General features: G+C 63.3%; 21 protein-coding genes and 1 pseudogene. 11 read left to right on the forward strand and 11 right to left on the reverse strand.

Features of this window, described 5'->3' with window-relative positions; translation table 11 throughout:
- Nucleotide 1: 1 nt before the first annotated feature.
- Complete coding sequence (locus ABIE52_RS23905) at nt 2-1,960, reverse strand: AfsR/SARP family transcriptional regulator (protein WP_192712723.1); 1,959 nt, start codon at nt 1,958-1,960, stop codon at nt 2-4.
- Between the two features lie 98 nt (nt 1,961-2,058).
- Between ABIE52_RS23905 and ABIE52_RS23910 the strand changes: the two genes are divergently transcribed.
- Together ABIE52_RS23910 and ABIE52_RS23915 are read left to right on the forward strand one after the other, a co-directional pair.
- Nucleotides 2,059-2,937, forward strand: coding sequence for an alpha/beta fold hydrolase (locus ABIE52_RS23910; RefSeq protein WP_003942926.1), 879 nt, complete (start codon nt 2,059-2,061; stop codon nt 2,935-2,937).
- Between the two features lie 71 nt (nt 2,938-3,008).
- On the forward strand, nt 3,009-3,494 hold the full coding sequence (locus ABIE52_RS23915; RefSeq protein WP_042922885.1) for a hypothetical protein: 486 nt from the start codon (nt 3,009-3,011) through the stop codon (nt 3,492-3,494).
- Nucleotides 3,495-3,527: 33 nt separating this feature from the next.
- Here the strand turns inward: ABIE52_RS23915 and ABIE52_RS23920 are convergent, their stop codons facing one another.
- The gene (locus ABIE52_RS23920; protein ID WP_192712724.1) at nt 3,528-4,505 is read right to left on the reverse strand and encodes an ABC transporter substrate-binding protein; all 978 of its coding nucleotides are present in this window, start codon (nt 4,503-4,505) and stop codon (nt 3,528-3,530) included.
- A 244-nt stretch (nt 4,506-4,749) separates the two neighbouring features.
- On the opposite strand from ABIE52_RS23920, the gene ABIE52_RS23925 reads away from it, so the two are divergent.
- The 3 genes from ABIE52_RS23925 to ABIE52_RS23935 are packed head-to-tail and all read left to right on the forward strand — an operon-like array spanning nt 4,750 to nt 8,648.
- On the forward strand, nt 4,750-6,303 hold the full coding sequence (locus ABIE52_RS23925) for an MBL fold metallo-hydrolase (protein ID WP_003942885.1): 1,554 nt from the start codon (nt 4,750-4,752) through the stop codon (nt 6,301-6,303).
- A 14-nt stretch (nt 6,304-6,317) separates the two neighbouring features.
- Nucleotides 6,318-6,983: a YoaK family protein gene (locus ABIE52_RS23930; RefSeq protein ID WP_054188283.1), complete on the forward strand. Its 666-nt coding sequence runs from the start codon at nt 6,318-6,320 to the stop codon at nt 6,981-6,983.
- Nucleotides 6,984-7,022: 39 nt separating this feature from the next.
- Complete coding sequence (locus ABIE52_RS23935) at nt 7,023-8,648, forward strand: cation:proton antiporter (RefSeq protein ID WP_192712725.1); 1,626 nt, start codon at nt 7,023-7,025, stop codon at nt 8,646-8,648.
- Here the strand turns inward: ABIE52_RS23935 and ABIE52_RS23940 are convergent, their stop codons facing one another.
- On the reverse strand, nt 8,649-9,086 hold the full coding sequence (locus ABIE52_RS23940) for a DUF2867 domain-containing protein (protein WP_007730272.1): 438 nt from the start codon (nt 9,084-9,086) through the stop codon (nt 8,649-8,651).
- A 53-nt stretch (nt 9,087-9,139) separates the two neighbouring features.
- On the opposite strand from ABIE52_RS23940, the gene ABIE52_RS23945 reads away from it, so the two are divergent.
- Entirely contained in the window at nt 9,140-9,712 is a 573-nt protein-coding gene (locus ABIE52_RS23945) for a TetR/AcrR family transcriptional regulator (protein ID WP_039973149.1), read from the forward strand.
- Between the two features lie 179 nt (nt 9,713-9,891).
- Entirely contained in the window at nt 9,892-10,020 is a 129-nt protein-coding gene (locus ABIE52_RS23950) for a hypothetical protein (protein WP_003943237.1), read from the forward strand.
- 61 nt (nt 10,021-10,081) lie between these two features.
- Here the strand turns inward: ABIE52_RS23950 and ABIE52_RS23955 are convergent, their stop codons facing one another.
- On the reverse strand, nt 10,082-10,966 hold the full coding sequence (locus ABIE52_RS23955; RefSeq protein WP_151098428.1) for an SDR family oxidoreductase: 885 nt from the start codon (nt 10,964-10,966) through the stop codon (nt 10,082-10,084).
- A 56-nt stretch (nt 10,967-11,022) separates the two neighbouring features.
- Between ABIE52_RS23955 and ABIE52_RS23960 the strand changes: the two genes are divergently transcribed.
- Nucleotides 11,023-11,349, forward strand: coding sequence for a winged helix-turn-helix transcriptional regulator (locus ABIE52_RS23960; RefSeq protein ID WP_019745900.1), 327 nt, complete (start codon nt 11,023-11,025; stop codon nt 11,347-11,349).
- 8 nt (nt 11,350-11,357) lie between these two features.
- On the opposite strand, the gene ABIE52_RS23965 is transcribed toward ABIE52_RS23960, so the two are convergent.
- The 7 genes and pseudogenes from ABIE52_RS23965 to ABIE52_RS23995 form a co-directional block, all read right to left on the reverse strand.
- Nucleotides 11,358-12,419 (reverse strand): alpha/beta hydrolase, encoded by a 1,062-nt coding sequence (locus tag ABIE52_RS23965; RefSeq protein WP_081305499.1) that lies wholly within the window; start codon nt 12,417-12,419, stop codon nt 11,358-11,360.
- Between the two features lie 83 nt (nt 12,420-12,502).
- The gene (locus ABIE52_RS23970; protein WP_192712726.1) at nt 12,503-13,972 is read right to left on the reverse strand and encodes a cellulase family glycosylhydrolase; all 1,470 of its coding nucleotides are present in this window, start codon (nt 13,970-13,972) and stop codon (nt 12,503-12,505) included.
- Nucleotides 13,973-14,052: 80 nt separating this feature from the next.
- Nucleotides 14,053-16,176, reverse strand: coding sequence for a phosphocholine-specific phospholipase C (locus ABIE52_RS23975; protein ID WP_192712727.1), 2,124 nt, complete (start codon nt 16,174-16,176; stop codon nt 14,053-14,055).
- Between the two features lie 104 nt (nt 16,177-16,280).
- Nucleotides 16,281-18,026, reverse strand: coding sequence for an Ig-like domain-containing protein (locus tag ABIE52_RS23980; RefSeq protein WP_354541550.1), 1,746 nt, complete (start codon nt 18,024-18,026; stop codon nt 16,281-16,283).
- 29 nt (nt 18,027-18,055) lie between these two features.
- Nucleotides 18,056-19,198: an Ig-like domain-containing protein gene (locus tag ABIE52_RS23985; protein WP_042451633.1), complete on the reverse strand. Its 1,143-nt coding sequence runs from the start codon at nt 19,196-19,198 to the stop codon at nt 18,056-18,058.
- A 269-nt stretch (nt 19,199-19,467) separates the two neighbouring features.
- Nucleotides 19,468-19,977: an O-acetyl-ADP-ribose deacetylase gene (locus ABIE52_RS23990; protein WP_042922970.1), complete on the reverse strand. Its 510-nt coding sequence runs from the start codon at nt 19,975-19,977 to the stop codon at nt 19,468-19,470.
- Between the two features lie 546 nt (nt 19,978-20,523).
- Nucleotides 20,524-21,456: pseudogene (locus tag ABIE52_RS23995) on the reverse strand (ADP-ribosylglycohydrolase family protein); the annotation flags it as partial.
- Nucleotides 21,457-21,483: 27 nt separating this feature from the next.
- Between ABIE52_RS23995 and ABIE52_RS24000 the strand changes: the two are divergent.
- The 3 genes from ABIE52_RS24000 to ABIE52_RS24010 all read left to right on the forward strand — a co-directional run bounded on the left by ABIE52_RS24000 (nt 21,484) and on the right by ABIE52_RS24010 (nt 23,826).
- Nucleotides 21,484-22,164, forward strand: coding sequence for an NUDIX hydrolase (locus ABIE52_RS24000; protein WP_003943269.1), 681 nt, complete (start codon nt 21,484-21,486; stop codon nt 22,162-22,164).
- A 61-nt stretch (nt 22,165-22,225) separates the two neighbouring features.
- Nucleotides 22,226-23,350, forward strand: coding sequence for an NAD(P)H-dependent amine dehydrogenase family protein (locus ABIE52_RS24005; RefSeq protein WP_192712730.1), 1,125 nt, complete (start codon nt 22,226-22,228; stop codon nt 23,348-23,350).
- A complete protein-coding gene (locus tag ABIE52_RS24010; protein ID WP_003943220.1) occupies nt 23,347-23,826 on the forward strand; it encodes a carboxymuconolactone decarboxylase family protein in 480 nt (159 codons plus the stop codon). Before ABIE52_RS24005 ends, ABIE52_RS24010 begins: the two co-directional genes overlap by 4 nt.
- The last annotated feature ends 1 nt before the right edge of the window (nt 23,827 follow it).

Raw genomic sequence — 23,827 nt, forward strand, 5'->3', positions numbered from 1 at the left:
TTCAGCCCTGCTCCAATTCGGCCAGGTAGTGCGAGACGGGTCCCACGGCGAGCATTCCGCTTCCGGCGCCGGCTATTTCGGCGGCGGCAGGTAGGAGCGCCGCTCGCGCACGCTCCTTGACTCGACGGTCGCCGACTGCAGTCGCCGCTGCGGCAGTCAAGCACCACAGTGCCTCGGAGAGTAGGTCTTCGGGCGGGTCCGGCAATGCCTCGACGGCCTTCGCTGCTTCGTTCGTCTGCCCCTGTGCGATGAGCAGGTGTGGCCGGGCCCAGGGTTCGTACGGGCCCCACTGCGTGGTCGGGTCGAAAATCGCCGGCAGTCCCCGCCATACGCGGAGGGCGAGAATTGCGAGAGGGAGTATGCCGTCCGCGAGACCCGGCATGCCGGCATCGGAAAGATTGACCGCCGCAGCTTCGTACAGCTTCTCGCAGTGCGCGGCCTCCGCGCCGGCAGCGGCAGTACGCATAGCGCGAAACCAGGTGGTGAACACCGCTGCCAACGGGCGTTCGTGACGTCCGGCCAATCGATCAACCGTCTCGGCATGTAGCTCGGCTGCATCGAATTGCCCAAGGGCGCTGAGGGCTTGCATGCGGATCAGATGGCCGAGGATCTCGAAGGTAGCCAGGCCGTGTCGAATGGCGAGGTCGACCAGTTCACGGCCGATGTCGTCGCGCTCGGAGGCCAGACCGTTAGTCCAGAACGTCTGCATGAACAATCCGTTCAGAGCGAAGGCCAGGAGCCCTGGATCGTCGAGAGCGCGACCGATCTGTACTGCGGCACGGGCACATTCGAGACCGTGATGACCGGGCAGTCCGCGCGATTCGAGTGCGATTGTCGCCAACAGTCTCGCCCGAGCGGGTTCGTTGCCGGCCGGAAGTCGATCGAGAGTGCGCTGAGCGGTCTCGACGATCTGCGTAGCCTGCCGAGGATCGTCGGATCGCGTCCAGATCCCGGGCACGTCGTAATTGCCGATGATCCGCGCGGTGAGTTCGACGTCGTCCAATTGTTCAGCGGCGCCGATGATTGTCAGTCGTTGGTTTCGGGCAATCTCGAGTCCGCTTCCGCCCGCAACTGCCAAACTTCGGAGGAGGCCGACGGTTGACTCCAATCTCGATTTCGATCCTGCCGCTACGGTCCGGTCGTACGCTGCCGAAACCTGACTGAAGATCTGTTCTGCCCCTACAGGATCCAGGCGGGTTTCCCGGCGGAGAATGTCGGACTCGAGGTCGTTCAGTCGTGGACCAGGGTCGATGCCCAACTCTTCGGCGAGTAACTTCCGTGCGCGACGTAGGACTGCCAGAGCATCGCCTTGACGATCGGACCGGTACAGCGCCAGAGCGAGTAGTCGCCAACCCTCCTCGCGCCAAGGGTGTTCCGTCACGTGGGCATCCAGATCGGGAATCGCTTCGGCAGCTCGCCCGAGATCGAGCTGCGCGGATGCCAAGCGTTCGACGGCAGCCAGACGCAGTTCCTCCAAGCGTGATCGCTCCGTTCGGGCCCAAGGCTCGTCGGCGAACTCCGCGTAGGCCGGCCCTCTCCACAGCTGCAGCGCGGTTCGGAGCAGTTCGAGTGATTTTGCCGGCGTCGAATCCGCGGCTTCACGCACCAGTCTTTCGAATTCCCAAGCGTCGACCGCGTCGGGTGCTGCATGAAAGGCGTAACCGGGCCCTTCGGTGACAATGACTTTCGGCTTCTTTCGCGGCGCGCGATCCGGTTCGAGCGCACGCCTCAAAGCGGAAACGAACGTACGTATTGCGCTGGTAGCGCCGGACGGAGGATCGACCCAGAGGTCGTCGACAATCACGTCCACGGGAACAACACGTCCGCGGGCGACGACGAGACGAGCGAGGACCGCTCGGTGTCGTGGACCCTTCAGATCGATCTGGTGTGAAGACTCGTTCCACGCGACCACGGGTCCGAGCACTCCGAAAGCCGGGGCTTCAAATGTGTGGTCTCGCATTTCCCCACGCTATCGCGCTCATCGAACGCTCATCGACTGCGGCGAAGCTGATTGCCATCACCCCGACCTGCCATCACCCCGACTAACGAGAGCGACCGATGACTATCACCATTCCAGGCTTCGACTACCAGCAGATTTCCACAGCAGACGGAGTGCGGCTCAACGTCGCGGTCGGCGGAAGCGGAACACCACTCGTCCTCCTGCACGGCTTCCCTCAGACTCACCTCATGTGGCGTCACGTAGCCACTGCCTTGGCGTCGGATCACACCGTCATCTGCCCGGATCTACGCGGATACGGAGCCAGCGACAAACCGGTCGAGGAAAACCCGGACACCTACTCCAAACGAACAATGGCTGCCGACATCGTCGAGGTGGCCAGGAAATTGGGACACGAGAAGTTTGCCCTCGTCGGCCACGATCGTGGCGCACTGGTTGCCGTCAGAGCGGGGCTGGATCATCCGGATGTGATCACGCAACTCGGCTCGCTGGACGTGCTCCCCACCCTGGATATGTGGGACATCCTGCATGGATCGAATGCTGCTGTGGCGTTCCATCTCTATCTCATGGCTCAGCCACCTGGTCTTCCCGAGCAGATGATCAGCGCCAGCGCCGATGCGTTCTTCGAGTACTTTCTCGACGTGTGGACGCAGAACCGCGAAGCGATTCCGGTAGACGTGCGGGCGGAATACCTGCGCGCCTCACGGGAGGCGGTGCCGTCGATCGTTGCCGATTACCGGGCGTCGGCAGGCATCGACATCGAACACGATCAGTCCGATCGGGAGGCGGGCAACCAACTGCACATGCCGGTCACGGTCATTCAGCAGGACTGGGGCTCGATGCTCGGCTACGACGCCGAGGCCCTGTGGAAAGCGTGGGCGCCCGATCTCGAGCACCGCACGCTGTCCGCAGGTCACTTCATGGCAGAAGAGGCGCCTGCCGAAGTGGTCGAGGCGATCCGGACCCTACTCGAGAGGTAGTTTTGACGCTTCTCGGCTGTCGAGGTACTGGCGAGCGCATCACGTGCGTCGCGAATGGACGAGGGGGATCGATGGGTTTCTCGCTGCACTTCATGCGGGTGACGAAGGACGTGCAACTCGATGTTGATCGGGCGGCGGTCGCCGCTTTCCTCGATCAGCACGGGCTGCGCGTGGTCGAGAGCCCGTACGGAGGCGAGATCGTCGACCGTGACGACAGGGCATTGACGATCGACGGGGCCTTCTCCGACCTTCATCTCGACTCGCTCGAGCAGAGCGATCCACTCAGTGGTGGAATCTTCCACGCGACGCTGTCGCCTGCCGAGTGCGCGTTCGTCTACGACCTCTGCGCGGCGGCTGGGTTCCTGATCGTCAACCCTCAGGGTGACCCGACGTTTCTCGTTCCCCAGCGCAATCACGAGCCCGACGACGTTTCCGAGTTGGAGGACGTCGTCTGGGTCGACAGCGCCGAGGAACTGGCGCGGGCGCTCACCGGTGGTTTCCAAGCGTTCCGCGAGTTTCGGGACCGCGTGACAGGACGAGCCGCCGGTGCCGAATGATCGGGGCCCCGTCGGGTCGACGAAGGTCGGGTTCTACCGCTTGACCCCGGCCGCCAAGTCGTCGACGAGAACCTTGGCGGTCAAGGCGTATCCCGCGGCCTTGTAGTAGTCGAAGGGAATCGCTCGACCAGCCTGCGCGGCGGGCAGACGCTGCCACGTCGGCGAGGTGTACACGCTGCCGGAGGCGCTGCGATCCAAGGCGAAGATGACGTCGGCTTCTTCGAGACGGTTGAACTGCTCCGATCCGAGCATCACGCGAAGGTCGGGGCCTTCACGGAGCACCTCGAATCCCAGGTCCTCGGCGACGGCGGTGCGGAAATCGTTCTGGAACCACGCGATCTGATCCTCCGCGGCGGCGACGAAGGCAACCTTCTTGCCGGCCATCAGCGGTTCGACGGTCGGGCGGACCTGAGCTACATGGGCGTCGTACTCGGCGAGTACTTCTTCGGCGCGATCGCTGCGCCCGATGCCGGTGAGGAAGTCCGACATGACCTTCCGCCACTCCGGGGTGAAGTCCTTGCCGACGGGCAGGACCGGTGCGATCTGCTGCATCCGGTCGTTGCCGTACGACCCGGTGTCCCACCAGCCGGCGCTGAGGACGAGAAGGTCTGCGCCGAGAGTCGAGATGTATTCGAAGTTGGGATCGGAAGCACCTTCGGCGAAGATCTCGACACCCGTGGCATCCGGGACCTCACGGCGTAGGTGTTCGGCTGCGCCGGTCGGGTAGGCGGTCACCGGGTATCCGGCGAGGATCGACAATTCGAGGCCGTCCCGCGGGTCGAGGGCAACGACGTTCTGCGGGTCCGTCGGAATGATCAGCTTCTCGTCGCCGCGCGTGAACTCGAAGGTCTCCGCGTTCTCGGGCGTCGAACTTTCCGTGCTGCCGCAGGCGGCGAGAAACGCGGCCGCAGCGACGCCCGCGCCGACGCCGAAGAAACCGCGTCGCGTCAGGTTGTCCACGATCGCCCAGTAGTCGCGATCGGTCGTGGAGGGAGAAAGGAGTCGAGTCATGCTTGTTAGGTTAGCCTTAGGGGCTGTCTTCGGGAATGCTGAAACAGCTCCCGCGAACGCCAAGAAATACGGCGAACACGCCAGCACAGAGAGTGTTGTCCGCGTCACCGGCAGGTCTGATTCACAACCCACTTTCGACCTCTGACGTGCATGACGTCACAACCGGCCGCCTCCTCGATCGCGATTTGGCCCTGATCGCGCCGACTATGCTGAGTTGACCAGCAGTACGATTTCGGAGGTTGCAATGCAGATCACCAGCGTCGGCCACGCAGGATTTCACATCCAGACCGAGGCCGGATCCATCCTGTGTGATCCATGGGTGACCCCGACGTATTTTGCGTCCTGGGTGCCGTTCCCCGACAACACAGAGTTGGACTGGGACGCGCTGGGCAACTGCGACTACCTCTACGTCTCGCACCTGCACAAGGACCACTTCGATCCGAAGAATCTGATCGCGCACGTCAACAAGGACGCCACAGTCCTGCTCCCCGATTACCCGGTGCCGGACCTCAAGCGTGAACTCGAGAAGCTCGGCTTCCACAAGTTCTTCGAGACGGAAGACTCCGTCAAGCACACCGTCAGCGGTCCCAAGGGCGATCTCGACATCATGATCATCGCTCTGCGCGCTCCCGCGGACGGTCCGATCGGTGACTCGGGCCTCGTCGTCTCGGACGGGGAAACCACCTGTTTCAACATGAACGACGCCAGGCCCGTCGACCTGGACCCGCTGACCGACGCCTTCGGGAAGGTCGACATCCATCTGCTGCAGTACTCGGGCGCGATCTGGTACCCGATGGTCTACGACATCCCGAAGGGCACCAAGCGCAACTTCGGCAAGCAGAAGCGTCAGCGCGGCATGGACCGCTGCCGCAACTACATCTCCCAGGTCGACGCTGCCTGGGTTGTCCCGTCGGCCGGCCCGCCGGTCTTCCTCGACGACGACCTGCGTTACCTCAACGACGATCACGGCGACGAGGGAAACATCTTCCCCGACCAGATCACGTTCCTCGAGCAGATGCGCATCAACGGCAACGATCGTGGTCTGCTGATGATCCCCGGCTCGGCCGTCGAACTTCGCGGAAGCGAGAAGGTCGCGCTGACGCATCCCATCCCGGACGCAGACGTCGACAAGATCTTCTCCAACAAGGCCGAGTACATCGAGAAGATGGCGCAGAAGATGGCACCGGTCATCGCCGCGCAGAAGGCCACGTGGGCTCCGGCCGAAGGCGAGCCGCTGCTCGACGGTCTCAAGGCCAAGTTCGAGCCGATCATGGCTCAGTCCGATCTGATCTGCGACGGAATCGGCTACCCCGTCGGACTCGTGATGGGAGAGGAGACGGTCGTCCTCGACTTCCCGAAGCGGATCGTTCGTGAGCCCATCGACGGAGAAGGTAAGTACCGCTACGGCTTCCGCATCGCTCCCGAACTGGTTCGCACCGTTCTGCGTGACGACGAGCCCGACTGGGTCAACACCATCTTCCTGTCGACACGCTTCACGGCGTGGCGCATCGGTGGGTACAACGAATTCCTCTACACGTTCTTCAAGTGCCTCACCGACGAGCGCATCGCGTACGCCGACGGCTGGTTCGCCGAGGCCCACGACGACAGCGCGTCTATCGAGTTGGGCGGGTACGAGATTCAGCGTCGTTGCCCCCACCTCAAGGCTGACCTGTCGAAGTTCGGTGTCGTCGACGGCACCAACCTCACCTGCGATCTGCACGGCTGGCAGTGGGATCTCGAGACCGGCCGCTGCAAGACGTCCAAGGGCCACGAGCTGCGCACCAGCAAGCTGAGCTGAACCGAGCTCGTCGGGTGACGGGATACAGCAGGTCGCTGATCGGCCTGGCGACAGCGCTCGCCGGGTTGGCCGGTTACGTCGACGCGCTCGGATTCATCACGCTCGGTGGGCCTTTCGTTTCGTTCATGAGCGGCAACATGACGCAGGCGAGCGTCGCATTTGCCGACGGGGTGTGGTCGACCGCGCGGGTGGCCGGCGGCATCATCGTGCTCTTCCTTCTGGGAATCGCGCTGGGAACCGTCGTCACCCACTTCACGGAGCGCTATTCGGTCCGGGCCCGCAAGGTGACGGTGCTCGCGGTTGTAGCCGGGCTGCTGGCCATCGGTTCGGTGATGAGCAGCCTCGACGTCACCCCCGGCGCGATCTCGGCGATGGCTTTGGCGATGGGAGCCGTCAACTCGGTGTTCCAGCGCGACGGCGAGGTGACGATCGGCGTCACGTACATGACCGGTGCGCTGGTCAAGATGGGCCAGCGTCTGACCGGAGCCTTTCTGGGCGGTCCGAAGTGGGCGTGGCTGCAGCACTTCGGGATGTGTGCCGGGTTGATCGCGGGCGCGGTGGTCGGTGCATTGGTTCACCGATGGATCGGTCTTCACGCTCTGTGGCCCGCATCGGCGTTCACGGTTGTTCTGATCGCCGTTGCCTGGCAGGTCTCGCCCCCGTCTCCGGCAAAGGTGTAGAAAGAGCCAGACACAAATCCGGGGGTACAGGGGGAAGCAGTGGATGCTCTGATCATCGTGGTGCTCGGACTGCTCGGAATCGTCGCGGCCTCGACGCTCGGAGCGCGGATCGGAGTCGCAGCACCGTTGATTCTGGTGATGGCCGGGATCGTTGTCAGCCTCTTACCATTTGTCCTAGCAGTGGACATCGACCCGGAATGGATTCTGGCAGGCGTGCTTCCGCCACTGCTGTACTCCGCCTCGGTCTCGATGCCGTCGATGGAGTTTCGGCGTGAGTTCGGTGCCATCGGTGGGCTTTCCGTTCTGCTCGTGGTCGTGAGTGCGCTTGTTCTCGGTGTGTTCTTCTCCTGGGTGATACCAGGACTCGGTATCTGGTGGGGCATTGCACTCGGTGCGATCGTGAGCCCGACGGATGCCGTCGCGACGTCCATCGTCAAGAAACTCCCGGTCTCGCCGCGGGTGGTGTCGATCCTCGAAGGCGAAAGCCTGCTCAACGACGCCACCGCTCTGGTTCTGTTGCGTACTGCCATCGCCGGGGCCGCCGCATCGGTGTCGCTGTGGAGTGTGTTGGGCAAGTTCGCTTTTGCCGTCGTCGTGGCCGCGGTCATCGGAGTTGTCGTCGGCAAGGTCAACCTGATGGTTCGCGCCCGTGTCACCGATTCGACGGTCAACACGGTCATCTCGTTCACGGTGCCGTTTCTGGCGGCGATCCCCGCCGAAGAGTTGGGTGCGTCAGGGTTGGTTGCTGCAGTCGTGGCCGGGCTCGTCACCGGCTACGACGCTCCTCGGAAGCTGTCACCGCGACACCGGTTGTCCGACTCCCAGAACTGGCGCACAGTCGAATTGGTCCTCGAAGGTGCGATCTTCCTGGTGATGGGCCTTGAACTCTCGTCGATAGTCGACGATGTCCGGGTCGACCACGAGGGCATATCCACGGCGGTCTTCGTGGCGGCGGGTGCACTGTTCCTCACGATCTTGGTGCGGGCTCTGTACGTGGCCCCGCTCCTGCGAGCGCTCCAAGCGCGGGCGAATTTTCGTGAACGCATGAAACCCAGACTCTCCGACATCGCGAATCGCCTCGACAATCCCGAGGATTACCCGCCAGACGAACGACGCAGCAGGCGCCGGGCACCTTCGGCGAATCAGATGGAAAGGTTCAAGGTTCGGGTTCGGCGGACGGTTGCCGATATCGACTACTACCTTGCTGCGCCGTTGGGATGGCGTGAAGGCACGATCGTCATCTGGGCCGGCATGCGCGGGGCGGTCACTCTGGCTGCAGCGCAGACTCTGCCGGAAGACACCCCGAGTCGATCGCTCCTGATCTTGGTTGCGTTCCTGGTGGCAGCAGGCTCGTTGATCCTTCAGGGAGGAACGTTGAAGCGCGTCGTAGTGGCGACCGGTCCGGCAGCGCAGGACCTCACCGAATCCGAACTAGACGAGCATCGCAGGTTGCTCGACCTCCTCGAAGATGCTGCTGCGAGTGTCGTTCCGCCAGAGGGTCGGTCGAAGAAGAGGATCCGCCTCGACGTGATCGACGCGCAGCGTCAGGCACTGCTCGACGCACGTGACGATGGCGTGTTCGACGCACGGATGCTCGGATCGGCACTTGCCGCGCTGGATGCCGATCAGATCAGCCTCGAACTCAAGGGCGGTCCGGACGGTTGATCACGTGCACAGTCTCTTTCGAGCGGACGTCATCATTGCCCGCGTGATCACGCCGTGCAGTACCTGAACGGGTGCGAAGTAGATTCGGCCCGCGCGGTTCTTCAGCTCCACGGCGGTGACGACGTGCAGGAGGCCGGCGTCGTTGTCGGCCTGAACCGAGGCGACGAATCGTAGGTGTTTCTCGTCCGCTTCGATGAGGGCCTCGCCGTCGGCGATCTTGTCGACGGCAAAGGTGTCGGGGCGTCCCTTGGCGATGCCGAGCAGTCCGACTATCCGCTCCCTGAGCCAGAACATCGCGAGGACGGGTGCGGGGACATTCCTGACGTCGAAGACTGCCTGCGCCCACTCCTCGGATGTATGGGTCGGAACAGACGGGATGGTGATCGTGGTGGCTTCTGCCCAGTCCGGTGCAGGCATTGCCTTGAAAGCGAGTGTCATTTCGTCCTCCGTACGGTGCCGTATGGAACTTACCCATACGGTACCGTACGGAGGTGCCGAATGCCCGCGCCCGACTCTCTCGCGACCAGTGGATCGATGCAGCTTTCCAGGCTCTGACAAGCCATGGGCCTGATGCAGTTGCAGTGGAAAAGGTGGCGCGCACGCTCGGATCGACCAAGGGTTCCTTTTATTGGCACTTCGCCAACCGCGACGAATTGCTGCAAGCTGCGCTCGGCCGGTGGGAAGTTTTGGCAACCGAGAGACTGATCTCCTCCGTCGAGTCCTCTGGTGAACCGGCGGAGGTGAGGTTGCGTCGTCTGGTGGATTCGGTCACGACCGGATTGGCCGGTCGCCGTGCGGAGTTGGAACTGCTTGCCGGCATCGGCCATCCTTTGGTTTCGGCGGCGGTTCGACGTGTCACCGAGCGTCGAGTTACCTACATCGTGACGTTGTTGGTCGATCTGGGGATGGACAGGCAGAAAGCGGAACATCGTGGCGTACTTGCCTATTCGATGTACCTGGGGCAGATGCAATTGGTACACAGTGCGCCCGATGTGGTTCCTGGCAGCGGTGCGGACGCTCAGGCGCTCGCCGACGAGTTCGTGAACATGGTTCTGGCCAGGTAAGTCCGCCGTCGAACGCAGCGTGATCTGCGCATCACCCTGCGCTTTCAGGTGAGGGACCACACATTGCGCGTAACCCATAGTTACAGATACTTTGAGGTCAGCTGAAGTGGGGTGCCGGATATGTCGACATTTCCCGGAGGCGCAAAACCGTTTCACGACAGGAAGAAAGGTGACTCACCATGAGCGTTGTGCTTATTTCGTTGCTGGTCGCCGCTGGACTCACCGTGCTGGCCACCAGTGACGGTGCCGGTCTGGACTTCGGGAGTCGGCAGCTGAACCGCCAGTTGAAGACCCGCACGCACCGGTAACCCCGGAAATCGGCCGGCTCCACGCGATACTTCGCGGAGCCGGCCGATTGCGTTGCTCCGGTCAGTTCACTCCGAGATCTACCAGCCAGGCCCGGGTGCTGCGGGCGACGATGCCCAAGGCAACGGCAGAACCCGTCGCGGAGTCGAACGCGACGCTGTCGGCAGATTCGAGTCCCGTGTAGAGGTGGGAAACCCCGGCTGCTGCGCCCCCTCCGATGATCGGCGCAATCGACGCACCGAAGGCATCGGGCGTCACGGCTTCGAAAGTTACCGCGCGCGAGAAGTGTTCGGCGAATGCCTCGGCGAGTTCGATGCCGGTGATCGCCGGAATCTGTCCGATGTCGACCGCGTCCGGTGCTACGTCGAGAGTCAGGGCCGCAACGGCTGCATCAGCGACGTCGAGATGTGAACTCCATGCGACCGCGAGATCGGCACGCAGTGGGTAACGCAGGACCCCTTCGTCTTTCACCCCCGACAGCACGGTGGGCAGAAGAAGATTCTCGAGGAACAAACGCGGGGTCAGGACGGTCACCGCGATACCTTCGGCGCGGAGTCCGTCGACGAGCTCGGAGAGAACGGGTGTGTTGGGACCGGCAAGCGGCGAAGTAGCGTCGCGGGTCACCGTGCCGCTGGTAGAGATCACGAACCGCGAAGGATCTGTCACTCTTGCTGCTGCCAGAACGTTGTGGGCGTAACCAGCTAGCGTCTCGGTGTCACCGGCGAGTGGCAGGTGGAAGAACACCCCGTCTACCCCGCGATAAGCGTCGGCGAGAGAGTCGACTGACGCATTGTCCGCGACAACGGTGTTCGCACCCTCGAACGTCTGGTCGGGGTTGCGGGTGATTGCTCGGACTTCGGCACCTGTCGATCCGGCGAGAGCCGCGACCAATCCCGCGAGAACGGGAGAACCCTGTGCGCCGGTGGCGCCATGCACTGTGTAAGTCATGACGCCTATAGTTCAGATTGGGAACCAGTTACTTCAAGTGAACTAATGGGGAATCGATGAGTGAATCAGGTCACGTGCTTCCGGAGTGCGGCGTCGCGCGCTTTCTGCTGGTTCTGGACGGACCGTGGGCAACGCTGATCGTTCGTGAGCTCACGCACGGCCCGATGCGCTTCACGGAACTACGACGCGCATTGCCCGGCATCAGTCCCAGGACACTGTCCGCCAGGCTCAAGCGATTCGAGGAGTTCGATCTGGTGACCCGGACTGCCTACGCCGAGGTGCCGCCGCGAGTGGAGTACGAACTCACCGCGACGGGGATGGAACTGCGCTCCGTGCTCGAAGCGATGGTCGAGTGGGCGGATCTGGCACTCCCCGTTTCGTGACCCTGCCCTCAGTGCGGGCCCGAAAGTCCAACCCGCAGAGCGCCGCAGGCCTCGAACATCGCATCTTGACCGGTATGGCCGACACCGGTGGTGTTGACGAAGGCATGGATCAATCCACTGTGACGCCTGAGTGCAACCGGGACTCCGGCCTCTCGCAGCCGGTTCGCGTATTCCTCACCCTCGTCGCGTAGTGGGTCGAAACCGGCGACGGCAACGTACGCGGGTGGCAGGCCGGCCAGGTCCGGAGTGAGCAGCGGGGAGACTCGCGGGTCGAGGGCCGAAGCGCCGCCCGACAGGTAATGGGCTGCATACCAGTCGAGTTGGGCGTCGGTGAGAAAGAAGTCGGTGCCGAACATCTTGTGCGAAGGGCGCTTCGACGAAAGGTCCACCCAGGGGAAGAAGAGCAGTTGGAATACTGGTTTGACGTCGTCTTCGGTCGTGGACTGCGCGACGACGGCAGCCAGGTTCCCGCCCGCGCTGTCTCCGCCTACCGCAATGGATTTCGGATCTGCACCCAGATCTGTGGCATGCTCGACGCAGTACCGGAATGCGGCGACGGCGTCATCGACCCCGGCGGGGAACGGGAACTCCGGCGCTAACCGGTAGTCCACCGACAACACACTGACCTCGCCGTGGCGGGCCAGGAAGCGGCACACACTGTCGCCGCTCTCGAGGCTGCCGAGGACGAACCCGCCGCCGTGGAAGTACACCAAAAGTGGAGCGGGCGTTGAGACTCCGGCCGGGCGATACAGCCGAGCCGGAATCGCGTGATCCCCGGCCGGGATCTCGAGGTCACGTACCGTCTCGATGTCGATGGGCGTACCGCCGAACAGTCGCGATTCGGCGTCGATCTGAGCCCGTCCCTCTTCGACCGGAAGATGCTCGAAGCTCGTACCTTCGACCGCTGAGAGCAATCGCAGCGCAAGCTGGATCTCGGGGTGCAGAGTCTGCCCGTCGATCTCCTTCGGCTTGCCACCGAGAATGCGCTGCGCGCCGGTCGGTAAGGCGCCGACGACATCGAGTACCACCCGCGCAACACGATCTTGGACAGACATCTTCTCCGTGGACATACTCGCCTTCCGTCGGCTGATCACCCGTCGCCTGTACGTTACGAAAGAACTGGACAAATATCCAGGAATCTCGACGCTCGCGATCAGCTTGCCGGCGTCACCGTGACTGTGGCGGGGCCCGCGTCGTCCGCGGTTTCCACTGTGAGAAGACGGCTTTGGGGGTTCCAGTTCACGATGTCGGCGCCCGCGACGTCGACGCCGCCGGGAAAGCCGCTTTCGGGTAGGTAGATCTCGGTCGGTGCCGTCACTGCGGGGTTCGGGGTGAACGTCAGCTGAAGGCGGTCAACGGTCGAGGACCATTCGGTGGGTGTGCCCGCGACGGCTCGCGGATACGGCTTGTTCAGGGTGTCGACGAGGAGTGTCTGCGATCCGTCCGGCAGGTACGGGCCCCAAGGACCTGGATCACTGGACCAGTAGGAGACACCCGCACCGAGTTCTCGGGCGGTCGTGTAGACGCGGTCGATGTAGTCGGTTGCGCCGGGCAGTGTTGTGTCGAGCCCGAATTCGCCGAGAATGATCGGAACGCCGCCGAGTACGTTGCCTGCGATGTGTTCGACGCTGTCGCGCCAGGTGTCGATGGTCGCGTCGGTGAGTGTGCGTGAGAGGCCGGAGTATCCGTCACCGAGGTCGAGGGGCAGCGGGTACAGGTGTGGGCAGTAGGCGATTCGCTGTTCGCCGGCTCGTGGGTCGTTGATCTTCGTGAGCCCGCTGGGGACACCTTGGTTGACGCCGACGGCCTGCGGGGCCACACACACCCAGCTGTCCTGATCAACTTCCCTGATGGCGTTGGTGGTTCGCTGATACAGGGCAGCGAGGGGCCCACCTTCGAAGGCGGGGCCTTGGAGGGAACCGCCCCACGGCTCGTTCATCAGGTCGTATGCCACGACGGTGTCATTGCCTGCAAAACGTTCGGCCACCGCCTGCCAGGCGTTCGCGTAGTGCTCGACCAGTTCGGGATGTTGGCCGGTGGTGTTCCAGAAGTTGTCGAATGCACGCATCACACCGGGTTGGACGTAGTACAGCTCCCAGCGGTCTTGAGGGGTGACCGGAAGGCCGTCCATGTATGTCGCCCAGGCCGGCGCGCCGTTGCCGATGTTGCCGGCGCCGTTGCCGCTGTTGCCCTCTGGTGTGATCGCGCCGGAGTAGACGTCCTGATGCATGTCGAGCATGACCTTGTAGCCGCGCTCGGCGTACCAGCTGACCCGGTCCTCGACGCGGTCCAGATATTCCTGGTCGTACTGTCCCGGCGCTGGCTCCACCGAACGCCAGGAGATCAAGAAACGCACGAAATTTGTTCCCATGTCGGCATGTTCGCGCTCGAGATCGGCTTCGGTGAACTTCGGCATGCCGTCGGGTGCGCTCTTTGCGCTCGACGCCGTGTTGAACCCTCGCAGGATCAGGGAGCGCCCGGCGTCGTCGGTCAGGTACGACGGTGGCACCGACGTGCCATCGGCGCTCCCCGACGTGGGCAGGCTGCCCTGAGCCGCGGCAATTCCGCCGCCCAGTATCAGTGAGTCCGCGACTATCAGTGCTGAGAGCGGGATACGACGCACGGAAACTCCTTCTGGGTGTGTGGATGGATTGACTTGTCCGAATGGGGATTCGGCCCTGGGCTTGAACGCTCGGTGTCGATTCACGTCGGTTGGCTTACACTGGTCCGCCCGTTTTCGATGTGTCCGACGAGCACGCGCTTGAATTCAGGATCTTCGTCGACCGTCACGGTGGCCTGATACCAGCCGTCCACCGACGCCACTGCCCACCGGCCGCGTGCGCCGGCAGCGAGCTTCCGTCGGTCTCCGTCGACGTCGACGGAGAGTGCACGACTTCCGGAATTGTTCGCGGTCAGTACAAGCGCGCGCGTCCCTGCGTCGATGGTTGTCGAGACGTCGAGCGAGGCTGCCGCACTGTCTGTAGCTCCACTGAACTCGCGCCTGAAACCATTGGGACCCAACAGGGTCAGGCTGTAGACGCGATCACTGAGCGCAACGGTGTCGTCGACCTCGCCGACGACGTCGTAATGCCGTGGCTCGTCGAACTCACCTGCGTACGGGTACATGGCCAGGTGCGTTGATGCGGCGCCGGTATTGACCAGATGGACCGCCAACGAGCCGGTTTCCGGGTTCACCGTCGTGTAGGCGTCGGGCTGATAGGGAAGGGCCCGTGCTGGTCGAGTGCCGCTTTCCTGCAGAGGCATTCTCTGTTCGGTGGGCGGGGTCGGTGTCCACCGCGGTTCCAGCGGCGGAGTGGGTTGCGGGCGCGCCAACGTCGGCCGGCTACGCGGGTTGGCGAAGTCGAACACCGACGTGAGGTCGCCACTCACCGTGCGTCGCCACGGGTCGATTTCCGGTTGCGTGATTCCGAACCGCTTCTCCAGAAACTGTGTGACAGACGTGTGGTCGAATACCTGCGAACAAACGAAACCGCCAACAGTCCACGGCGAGATGATCGTCATCGGCACCCGCGGGCCGAGACCGAGCGGCTGATTACCGACCCATTCGGCTTCGACCGAGCGCGGTGGTCGAGGTGGCGGTACATGGTCGAAGTACCCGTCGTTCTCGTCGAAGTTGACGATCACGGCCGTCTTCGCCCACAGATCCGGATCGGACGCGATGGCGTCGAGTACTTGATAGAGCAGTGTTGCGCTCGCCGCAGGTGACGAACCCGATGGATGCTCCGAATCCACCTCGGACGGAACGAGATAACTGACTTGCGGCAGTCGGCCCGACTCGACGTCCTTCCTGAACTCGGCGGCCAGTGTGCCGGGCCGGGATCGGTACAGCGCGCGATCGTAGAGTTGGCGATCAGCAGGCGACAGTTGGTCTGCGGCATTCGCGAGGGCCAGTGCCGCTGCGTCCTGGACCGGCGCCGGCATCGACGGCAGGGCGAGATAGAATCCGGCCAAGGTCTGCAGTTCGTAGGGGAGCAGGCTTGGCCGACCAAGCAGCCCTGCCGCCACTTTCTTGAAGGCAGTGAAGTATTCGAGGTTGTTGTCTCCGAAGTTGTCCCACTCTTGGTAGGTCTTCCAGGAAATGCCGGCGGACTGCAACCGCTCGGGAACCGTCGTCCATCCGTAGCCGGCGTGCCAGGGGTTGTAGGCCGCATTGGTTACAGCTCTTCCCTCGGGGCCGGGCGGATCCGAAGGCAGGACCGACTCGGTCGGATTAGGCGAAAGTGGCTCGTATCCGGTGTATCCAGAGACCCAATAGTTCCGGTTGGGGCTCGTCGATGTCGGTACGGAGCAGTGGTAGGCGTCGCAGATCGTGAACGCGTCCGCCAGTTCGTAATGGAACGGGATGTCTTGCCGGTCGTAGTACGCCATTGTCGTACTGGTTTTTGCCGCGATCCAACCGTCGTGCCAGCCGTCGGCGAGTGCGGCATGTCCGCCCGCCCAGCTGTGGTCGAGTCCGGTCACGTTCTGGGTGTCCATGCGTTGTGCCGCAGCGGAATCGCGGATGGGGAAGGGGAGCACAGGACCGGTAGGACCGGGTTGTTCGAAGACGCTGTGGCCGCCGCGCAGACGCAGCGCATTCGGATCCCCGAATCCGCGAACACCCCTCAGTGCGCCGTAGTAGTGATCGAAAGATCGGTTCTCCTGCATGACGAGGACAACATGCTCGATCGAATCGAGCCCGCCGGAGTTGACGGGTGTCGCCAGTACACGCTGAAGCGACGGCGGGAGAAGGGAAGTAGCGGCGACTGCAGTTGCACCGACCCCGGCGGCGAGAAACGACCGTCGAGAAAGAGAATTCCTGGACACTTGTGCTCCATCGATAAATCAATCAGTTCTATGACCACGGCCGCAACAGGCTGCTGCCGCTGCTCCGAATCGGTGCAGCGGCAACAGCGTCGAGAAGAATTCGATCAGGAACCGAAGAGACCGCCCAGTGAACCGAGGCTGCCCGAACCGCCGTTCCCGCCGTCGTCAAGCGCAGCAGAAACCTTGACGACGGATTCGTCCGACGCGGACTGTGTGAATCCACTTCGCCCGGCGTATGACGCCTTGATCCGATGATCGCCCGTCGATGCGAAAGTGTGCGTCAGTCGCGCCACTCCATCGACTCCGACGACAACGGGCTGTCCGATGGGTTGGTCGCCGTCGTAGAACTGAACCGAGCCCCCGCCGGGGTTGGGGGTGACCGTCGCGGACAGTTCTGCCGCGACATTCTGCTTGGTCGTCGCGGGAGCTGCCAGTGAGGTCGAGGTGGTGGCATCGGACGGTGCGGGATCAGACACGGTGACCGTTTGAGCGGATGCCATCGACGGCATGAATCCTGTTGCGCCGGAGTAGTAGGCCGAGACGGCATGAGATCCAGCCGAGGTGAAGGCATGTTCCAGAGTGGCTTTGCCGTCAGCGCCCACCGGGATCGGAGCGCCGATATCTGCAGCGCCGTCCTTGAACTGGAGAGTGCCACCGGCGGGTGTCGGCGTGACCTGCGCCCTCAGCGACACCGATATGCCCGTCTTCGCATCGGTAGGAACGTTCACGGCAGTGTCGGTCTGCTTGACGACAGGTGCGGCAGTCACCGTGACCATTGCCTCGGTCGAGTTGGAACTCTGGAATCCGTTGACGCCCTGGAACGTTGCGGAGACCCGCGCGGTTCCGGCGGTGAAGAAGGTATGCGGTAGCCGGGCAGTGCCGTCGGCACCGGGCGTGACCGGTGTACCGACGTCGGCGCCGTCCACCCTGAACTGCACGTTTCCGTTGACCGGAGCCGGATCCACCTTTGCGACAAGCTCGGTCGGTGTGCTGGCTTGGATCGAGCCGGGCATCTGGATCGTGGTGGTTGTCGGTTGGCTGACGTAGATGGTGGTCAGGGCCTGCCCACCGGCGTTGAGGCCGGAGTTCCTGTTGTCCCGCGGGGAGCAGTTGTAGCGCTCCCAGTAGTTGACTGTGAAGACATCCTTTTCGCGCTGGACGAATGTGAGCGCATTTCGGTCGTCGTCGTAGTTGGCGGAACCGGGATCGGAAACCCTCAGCGAAGGCTTGATCTCGGTACCGGCCGCACCAGCTTTGACCGTGACGTCGACTGCGGGGAGTCGGAACTTGGTGTTGGCACCGACGATGATGCCGTCACTCGATCGAACTGCGGAGGACGGACCGTTTCCGGTGGTCCGATTCGATCCGGAGATACGCAGGTGCGTACCGGATGCCGATGGATTACCGCCGTCGTCGATCCGTGTGACTGTCGGAGTGGCACTGTCGGATCCGAGGCCGTACGCACTGTCCGCCACAAGCTGGGAACTCACGAATTCGACGCCGGACGGGATGTCGAAGTCGTACTTGATCCGGGCCCAATGTACGACTCCACGGCTGGCATGACCGCCGCTGTTTGCCTTCATCTCGTTCGGCTGCACGCGGTAGGTGACGGTCTCACCTGGTGCCGCGGTGGTCGGCGCGGTGATGGTGACTCCCGAGCCGAGTGTCTCGTTGAACGTGATCGGGCTTGCCACACCGTCCATCTCGCGCACATGGCATGCAGTTGTGAAGGCCACGCTCTTGGTCTCGGGGGCAGCCGAGGCGATCCCGCCGCCGACGATGGAGAACAAGCCGCCGGCCAGTACCGAGACGGTTGCAATCGCAGAGCCGCGTAGGAGTTTCGAGTTCATCGTCGAATCCTGGTTTCTGTTCACAGTTTTCACGACCCGAATCCGGGGGTACCAAGGCTGCCGAGGCTACCGGTGCCAGGCTCGGGCTCGGACGGTTCGACGACGTTGATCGTCACGGCGCCCGACATCGACTCCATGAAACCGGCCGATCCCGTGTAGTACGCCGTGATGTTGTGGTCGCCCGCTGTTGTCATCGTGCGGTTGGCCTTCGCGACGCCGTTGACGACGGCCACCGGAGCGCCGAGGTCGACCCCTCCGTCACGGAACTGCACTGTTCCTCCCGACGGCCACGGAGTGACCGTTGCCGTCAGTTCCACGGAGTCACCGACGACGGCCTTACCGGGTGCGTCGATTCGCGTCTGTGTCTGAGCGAGGCTGGAGTCGACGTTGATCACGGCGAGCGGCCGGCCGCCGGCGTTCAATCCGGCCGAACGATTGTCGCGTGGTGAGCAATTGGTGGTCAGCCAGTATTTGACGCCGCCGAGCAGGGTCTCCTGCTGCAGGAAGGTCAGGTAGTTGGCGGCACTGTCGTAGGAACCCGAGTTGGAGTCGGACACGCGCAGCATGGGCTTGATCTGGGTGCCGACAGCCCCTGACGTGACGGTGACGTCGACTGCCGGGAGCTGGAACGTCTTTCCTCCACCGACCTCGATTCCGCCGCCGCCGTTGTCGTCGGTGTTGGGTCCGTTGCCCGCCGTGATGTTGTTGCCGGAGATACGAAGATGCGTCCCATTCGGATCGGGTGAACCGGCATCGTTCACCCGCGTGATCGTCGGGGCGACCCCACCCAGATTCGAGCTGGTGCCGGCCACGATCTGCGCCCCCACGTAGGAGGTGCCTGCAGGGATGTCGAAATCGAACTTGAGACGCGTCCAGTTCACGACGGACCTGAGGTCGTAACCGTCCTTGGGGACCGTCATCGGCTTGGGCGCGAGGCGGTATGTGAAGGTGGAGTTCGGCGGGACCACGGCCGGCGCACTGATCGTGACGCCGGAATCACGCGTCTCGTTGTGCGTGATCGGTCCGGGGAACTGCCACCCGTGGCACGATGCCGTGAACGGAAGGTCCACATCAGCGGCGGACGAGACTCCGGTTCCGCCGATCACGAGGGCAACGCATCCGGTCAACGACGCGGCCACCCCCACTCCTCGGCGCATCAACGTCGACACCATTCACATTCTCCTTGAGTAGCGCTCGACAAGATCGAGCTCTCGGCTTGAAGCCGGGTCCGGGAACCGGCCTCGAGCTGACAGAGAATCGAATACGTCTCGTCGTTTGCTCACCACCAGCTCAAACCCTGGAGAGGAGTAGAACACAGAGCGAGCCGCAAAATATGCGATTCGGACAAATTGTTGGACAAACGTCCAACCGGTGAAATTTCTCCACTTCTCCGACCGCTCTGCACTGCTTTAACGTGGCGTGAAGTGGGCCCGGTAAACGGTCAGGCGATCGCGCGGCGCATCAGGTCTGCCGTCTCCTTGTTGAATGCGACCAGTGTGACCGTCTCGACCTCGGTCTTCGCCGCGCGAATCGCTGAAACGGCCTGTCGGACGGCATCTTCCTTCGGCCAGCCGTAGACCCCTGCCGAGATCAACGGAAAGGCGACGGTACGGGCGCCGATCGAGTCGGCCACGGCGAGGCTGCGGGTGTACGCCGACCGAAGCAATCCGGAACGGTCCTCGGAGCGCGAATACCTCGGGCCGACGGTGTGAATCACGGCCTTGGCGTGCAGCTTTCCGGCGGTGGTGGCTACGGCCGCACCCACCGGCAGGCCGTCGGGAAGGCTGGTGTTGCGCAATACCTCGCAAGCCTTCAGGATCTCCGGTCCCCCGGCACGGTGGATCGCGCCGTCGACACCGCCGCCGCCGAGGAGCCTGGAGTTGGCCGCATTGACGATGGCGTCGACGGTCAGCGTCGTGATGTCACCTTCGACGACTGTAATAGCGGGCATGGATCCTCCTGTGTATCCGACGGCTGTGTGTCCGACGGACGCGTTTCCGACTGCCGTGTTCCAGAGTTCACGCTTCGGGCGAGCCCACGGCATAGCCGAGCGTACGTCGTAGGGATCACGTCCGATCAACATCGAGTATCGCGCTGCAACCGACGGCGTGCGACTGTGCGCCTGAACGCAATGGAGGAGTACGCGCTTTCCCTCGGCCCGCAACGCCTGGACGGTGCGCGCTGCGTCGTCGAGAACGAACTCGAGGTTGGCGTTGGAATCGTGACCGTCGTCGACCAACCAGAACTCGACGTGATCAGGGGCGACCTGTCGTGTTCCCATGCGGCACAGGCTGACCACGGCGTCGTAGTCTGCAGTGGACACCGCATCGACGCCGCCGAGCATGACGCCGTCGTCGTGCGGGTGCGTCGTCAGGTGGTGGGTTCCGCGAAACCTCGAGTAGTCGAGTTCTGCCGTCGACGGCCATCCGTTCTTGTCGTCGGTACCGCCGCGAGCAGTCTTTATTGCCAGGCGAATCAGATCGGAGGAACGGTATCCCGGCCAGCCATGCATGATTCGGCGCCAACGGGCGGGAACCGCCGACGCTCCCCAGCGGGCGCCGAGGAGGCCACCCGCGATGGCCGCCGTCGTGTCGGTGTCCCCGCCGGCTCTTACTGCTGCTTCCAATGCGTACTGGAGGTGGCGAGCATCGCCATTGTCCGTGGAAGTGATTGCCCACCAAGCAGTCTGAAGTGCATGCACCACCCAACCGTTCTTGGAGAAGTCCTGCGGGTTCCCGGTTTCGGCCTGATCGAGCAGCGGGCCCCAGTATTCGGCGACGTCCTGATCGGCAACGGAGAGGAAGCCGCGAACACCGTCGAAGTTGCCGGAGACAACGGCATGGCGGATGGCATGGGTCCACAACTCGCACGCCTGTCCGGCACGCGGGTCGTCGTGCGTGAGTGAACTGATCCGGTGCGCTGCCGACCTGGCACCTTCTGCATCGTCCAAGTAGGAGAGGGCGACGGGAGCAGTCCGCATGAGCGAGCCGTTGCCGGCCTTGCGGCCGCTGATCGCCCGCGCACGATCCGCCATCGCCGCTGCGCTTTCGGAGCGGACGGACAACACTGCTCGCGTCTGGTTGCCGATGTCCGCGGGCTTCGAGTCGTACCACCGGATGAACTGTGCTGCAATGGCATCGAGACCGTCAGCGCTTCCGATGTCGATTGCGGTAGCGGCCACCTCGGCGATCGCAACTGCCATCGAGGTGTCGTCGGTCCATTCTCCCGGCGCCCAGTCGAACGGGCCGCCACCGATCATGTCGATCGTGACCTCGGCCTTCGGGTAGGTGAATTCGTAGCCGGCGCCGAGTGCGTCTCCTGCTGCGGTGCCGAGCAGAACGCCGGCCGCTCGATCGGACTGCTGTGCGGTGAGTTTCATAGCCACCTCTTCGGTTCGCGATGATCGTTTGATCAACTTTGCGCTAACCATAGATCATGTTTGAGATAACATGCAAGGGTGAATAAATGGACAGACACGAGCGGCAAGGGATTGACGGACTATCCGCGTCCGTCTGTGGCAGTGGACGTCGCGGTGCTGACGTACAGCGGTGGATCTCTGAAAGTTCTGGTGGTTCGGCACCGTCTCGGTGCGCTGGCGCTACCGGGAACATTTCTGCACGAACGCGAATTGCTCACGGCCGCAGCCGATCGTGCCCTGTCGGTCAAGGCAGAGTTGGCCCAGACGAGCTTCCACCAGTTGGCGATCTTCGACCGACCGGACCGCGACGACCGTGGATGGGTTTTGTCGGTCGCACACACGGCTTGCCTACCGGAATCGGCACTGCCCGATTCGGCGCTTCTCGTCGATGTGTACGACGACGAGGCAGTGAGCGGACTCGCATTCGATCACGCCGACATGGTGCGACTCGCGGTCACGGACCTACGCACGAGGTATGCGTCGTACGTGGATCCGGACGGATTGTCGGGCGGGACGTTCACCGTCGCCGAACTTCGGGGACTCTACGAGGTGATCTTCGATCGTCCGTTCCAGAAGGACAGCTTCCGCCGGCAGGTGTTCGACGCGCTCGAAAGTACCGGCGAGATGAGCAGACCAGGTAACGGCCGACCCGCCGAGACGTACCGGAGGCGGGGTGACGGCGCACTGACTGCGCAGGCAATGGCATTTTTGACCGGATGAAGTGAAACGAATTCTTGCAGTTCTGCTGACCTGACGCGCTGAGCTGGGTAATGTCCGATTGATGGGTGCAGTTTCGAATGAAGCCGAGTCCAAGATTCCGACTGTCGTGTGGGGTACCGGCAACGTCGGGCGTGCATCGATTCGCGCTGTGACAGCCAATCCGGCCCTCGAACTTGTCGGCGTCATCGTTGCGAACCCCGAGAAGGTCGGGCGCGACGCCGGTGACCTCGCCGATCTGGGAGTGCACCTGGGCGTCGCGGCTACCGACGACGCCGATGCCGTGCTCGCAGCGTCTCCCGGCGCGGTGGTCTACGCGGCGTCCGGCGACATTCGGCCCGACGACGCGGTTGCCGACATCACGCGGGCACTGGCCGCCGGAGCTGTGGTGGTCACGCCGTCGGTATATGCGCTGTACGACCCGAAATCTGCGCCTCCCGAACTTCGTGATCCCGTCGAAGCTGCTGCCAAGGCGGGCGGCGGCGCTCTGTTCGTCTCCGGTATCGACCCAGGCTGGGGCAACGACATCCTGCCGATTCTCGTCAGCGGGCTCGCGGGGACAATCGACCAGATCCGGTGTCAGGAAATCTTCGACTACACGACCTACGAACAGCCGGATTCTGTCCGCTACCTGATCGGGATGGGTCAGCCGATGGACTACGAACCTCCCATGGTCGCGCCGACCGTACCCACCATGGTCTGGGGCGGGCAGATTCGGCTCATCGCCCGGGCACTCGGGGTGGAACTCGACGAGATCCGCGAGACCTTGCTGCGCCGCCCGCTCGAGGAAACCGTGTCGACCGAACATATGGGGGAGTTCGCGGCCGGCACCCAAGGCGCACTGCGATTCGAGGTTCAGGGAATCGTCGGCGGGGAACCCCTGATCGTGATCGAACACGTCACGCGTATTCATCCGTCTTGTGCCCGCGACTGGCCGCTCCCGCCCGACGGCGGCGACGGCGCGCACAAGGTGATCGTCGAAGGACGACCACGAATCGAGATCAACGTCGAAGCCACCGATGAAGGTGGAAATCGCGCGGCCGGTGGAAATGCCACGGCCGTAGGACGTCTCGTCAACGCAATTCCCTGGCTACGTCAGGCTGAACCCGGTCTCTACGACGCGCTGGACGTTCCGCTCACACCCGGCGTCGGCAAGCTCGGTGCCCGAAACTCGGAGGTACTCGCATGAATATCGACATACCCGAAGGCAAGAACCCGATCGGCTACGTGTGGGGAGAGATGGTCCCCGGCATCGGACCCGCGGCCGCCGGGTTCTCCCAAAAGGTCTACACAGACGGAACTCTCGGCCTCCGTGAGTTCGAGGCGGCCAGGCTTCGGATCGCTCAGATCAACGGGTGCATCTTCTGTCAGGACTGGCGCACCGAGCGTGACGGCGAGACTGTGGAGTCGACGTTCGATCAGTCTGTCACCGACTGGCGCACCACCGATGCCTTCGACGACAGGACACGCCTCGCTGCCGAATACGCCGAGAGATACGCCCTCGACCACCACGGACTCGACGACGAGTTCTGGGAACGTATGACCGCTCACTATTCCCAGCGAGAAATCGTCGAGTTGAGCATGTGCCTCGGATCGTGGTTGGCCTTCGGCAGGCTCAACCACGTCCTCGGCCTCGATACTCAATGTGTGTTGCCCGGCAACTGAA

It is taken from the genome of Rhodococcus sp. OAS809 (assembly GCF_040546695.1).
In the GTDB taxonomy this organism is placed as follows: Bacteria; Actinomycetota; Actinomycetes; order Mycobacteriales; family Mycobacteriaceae; genus Rhodococcus_F; species Rhodococcus_F qingshengii.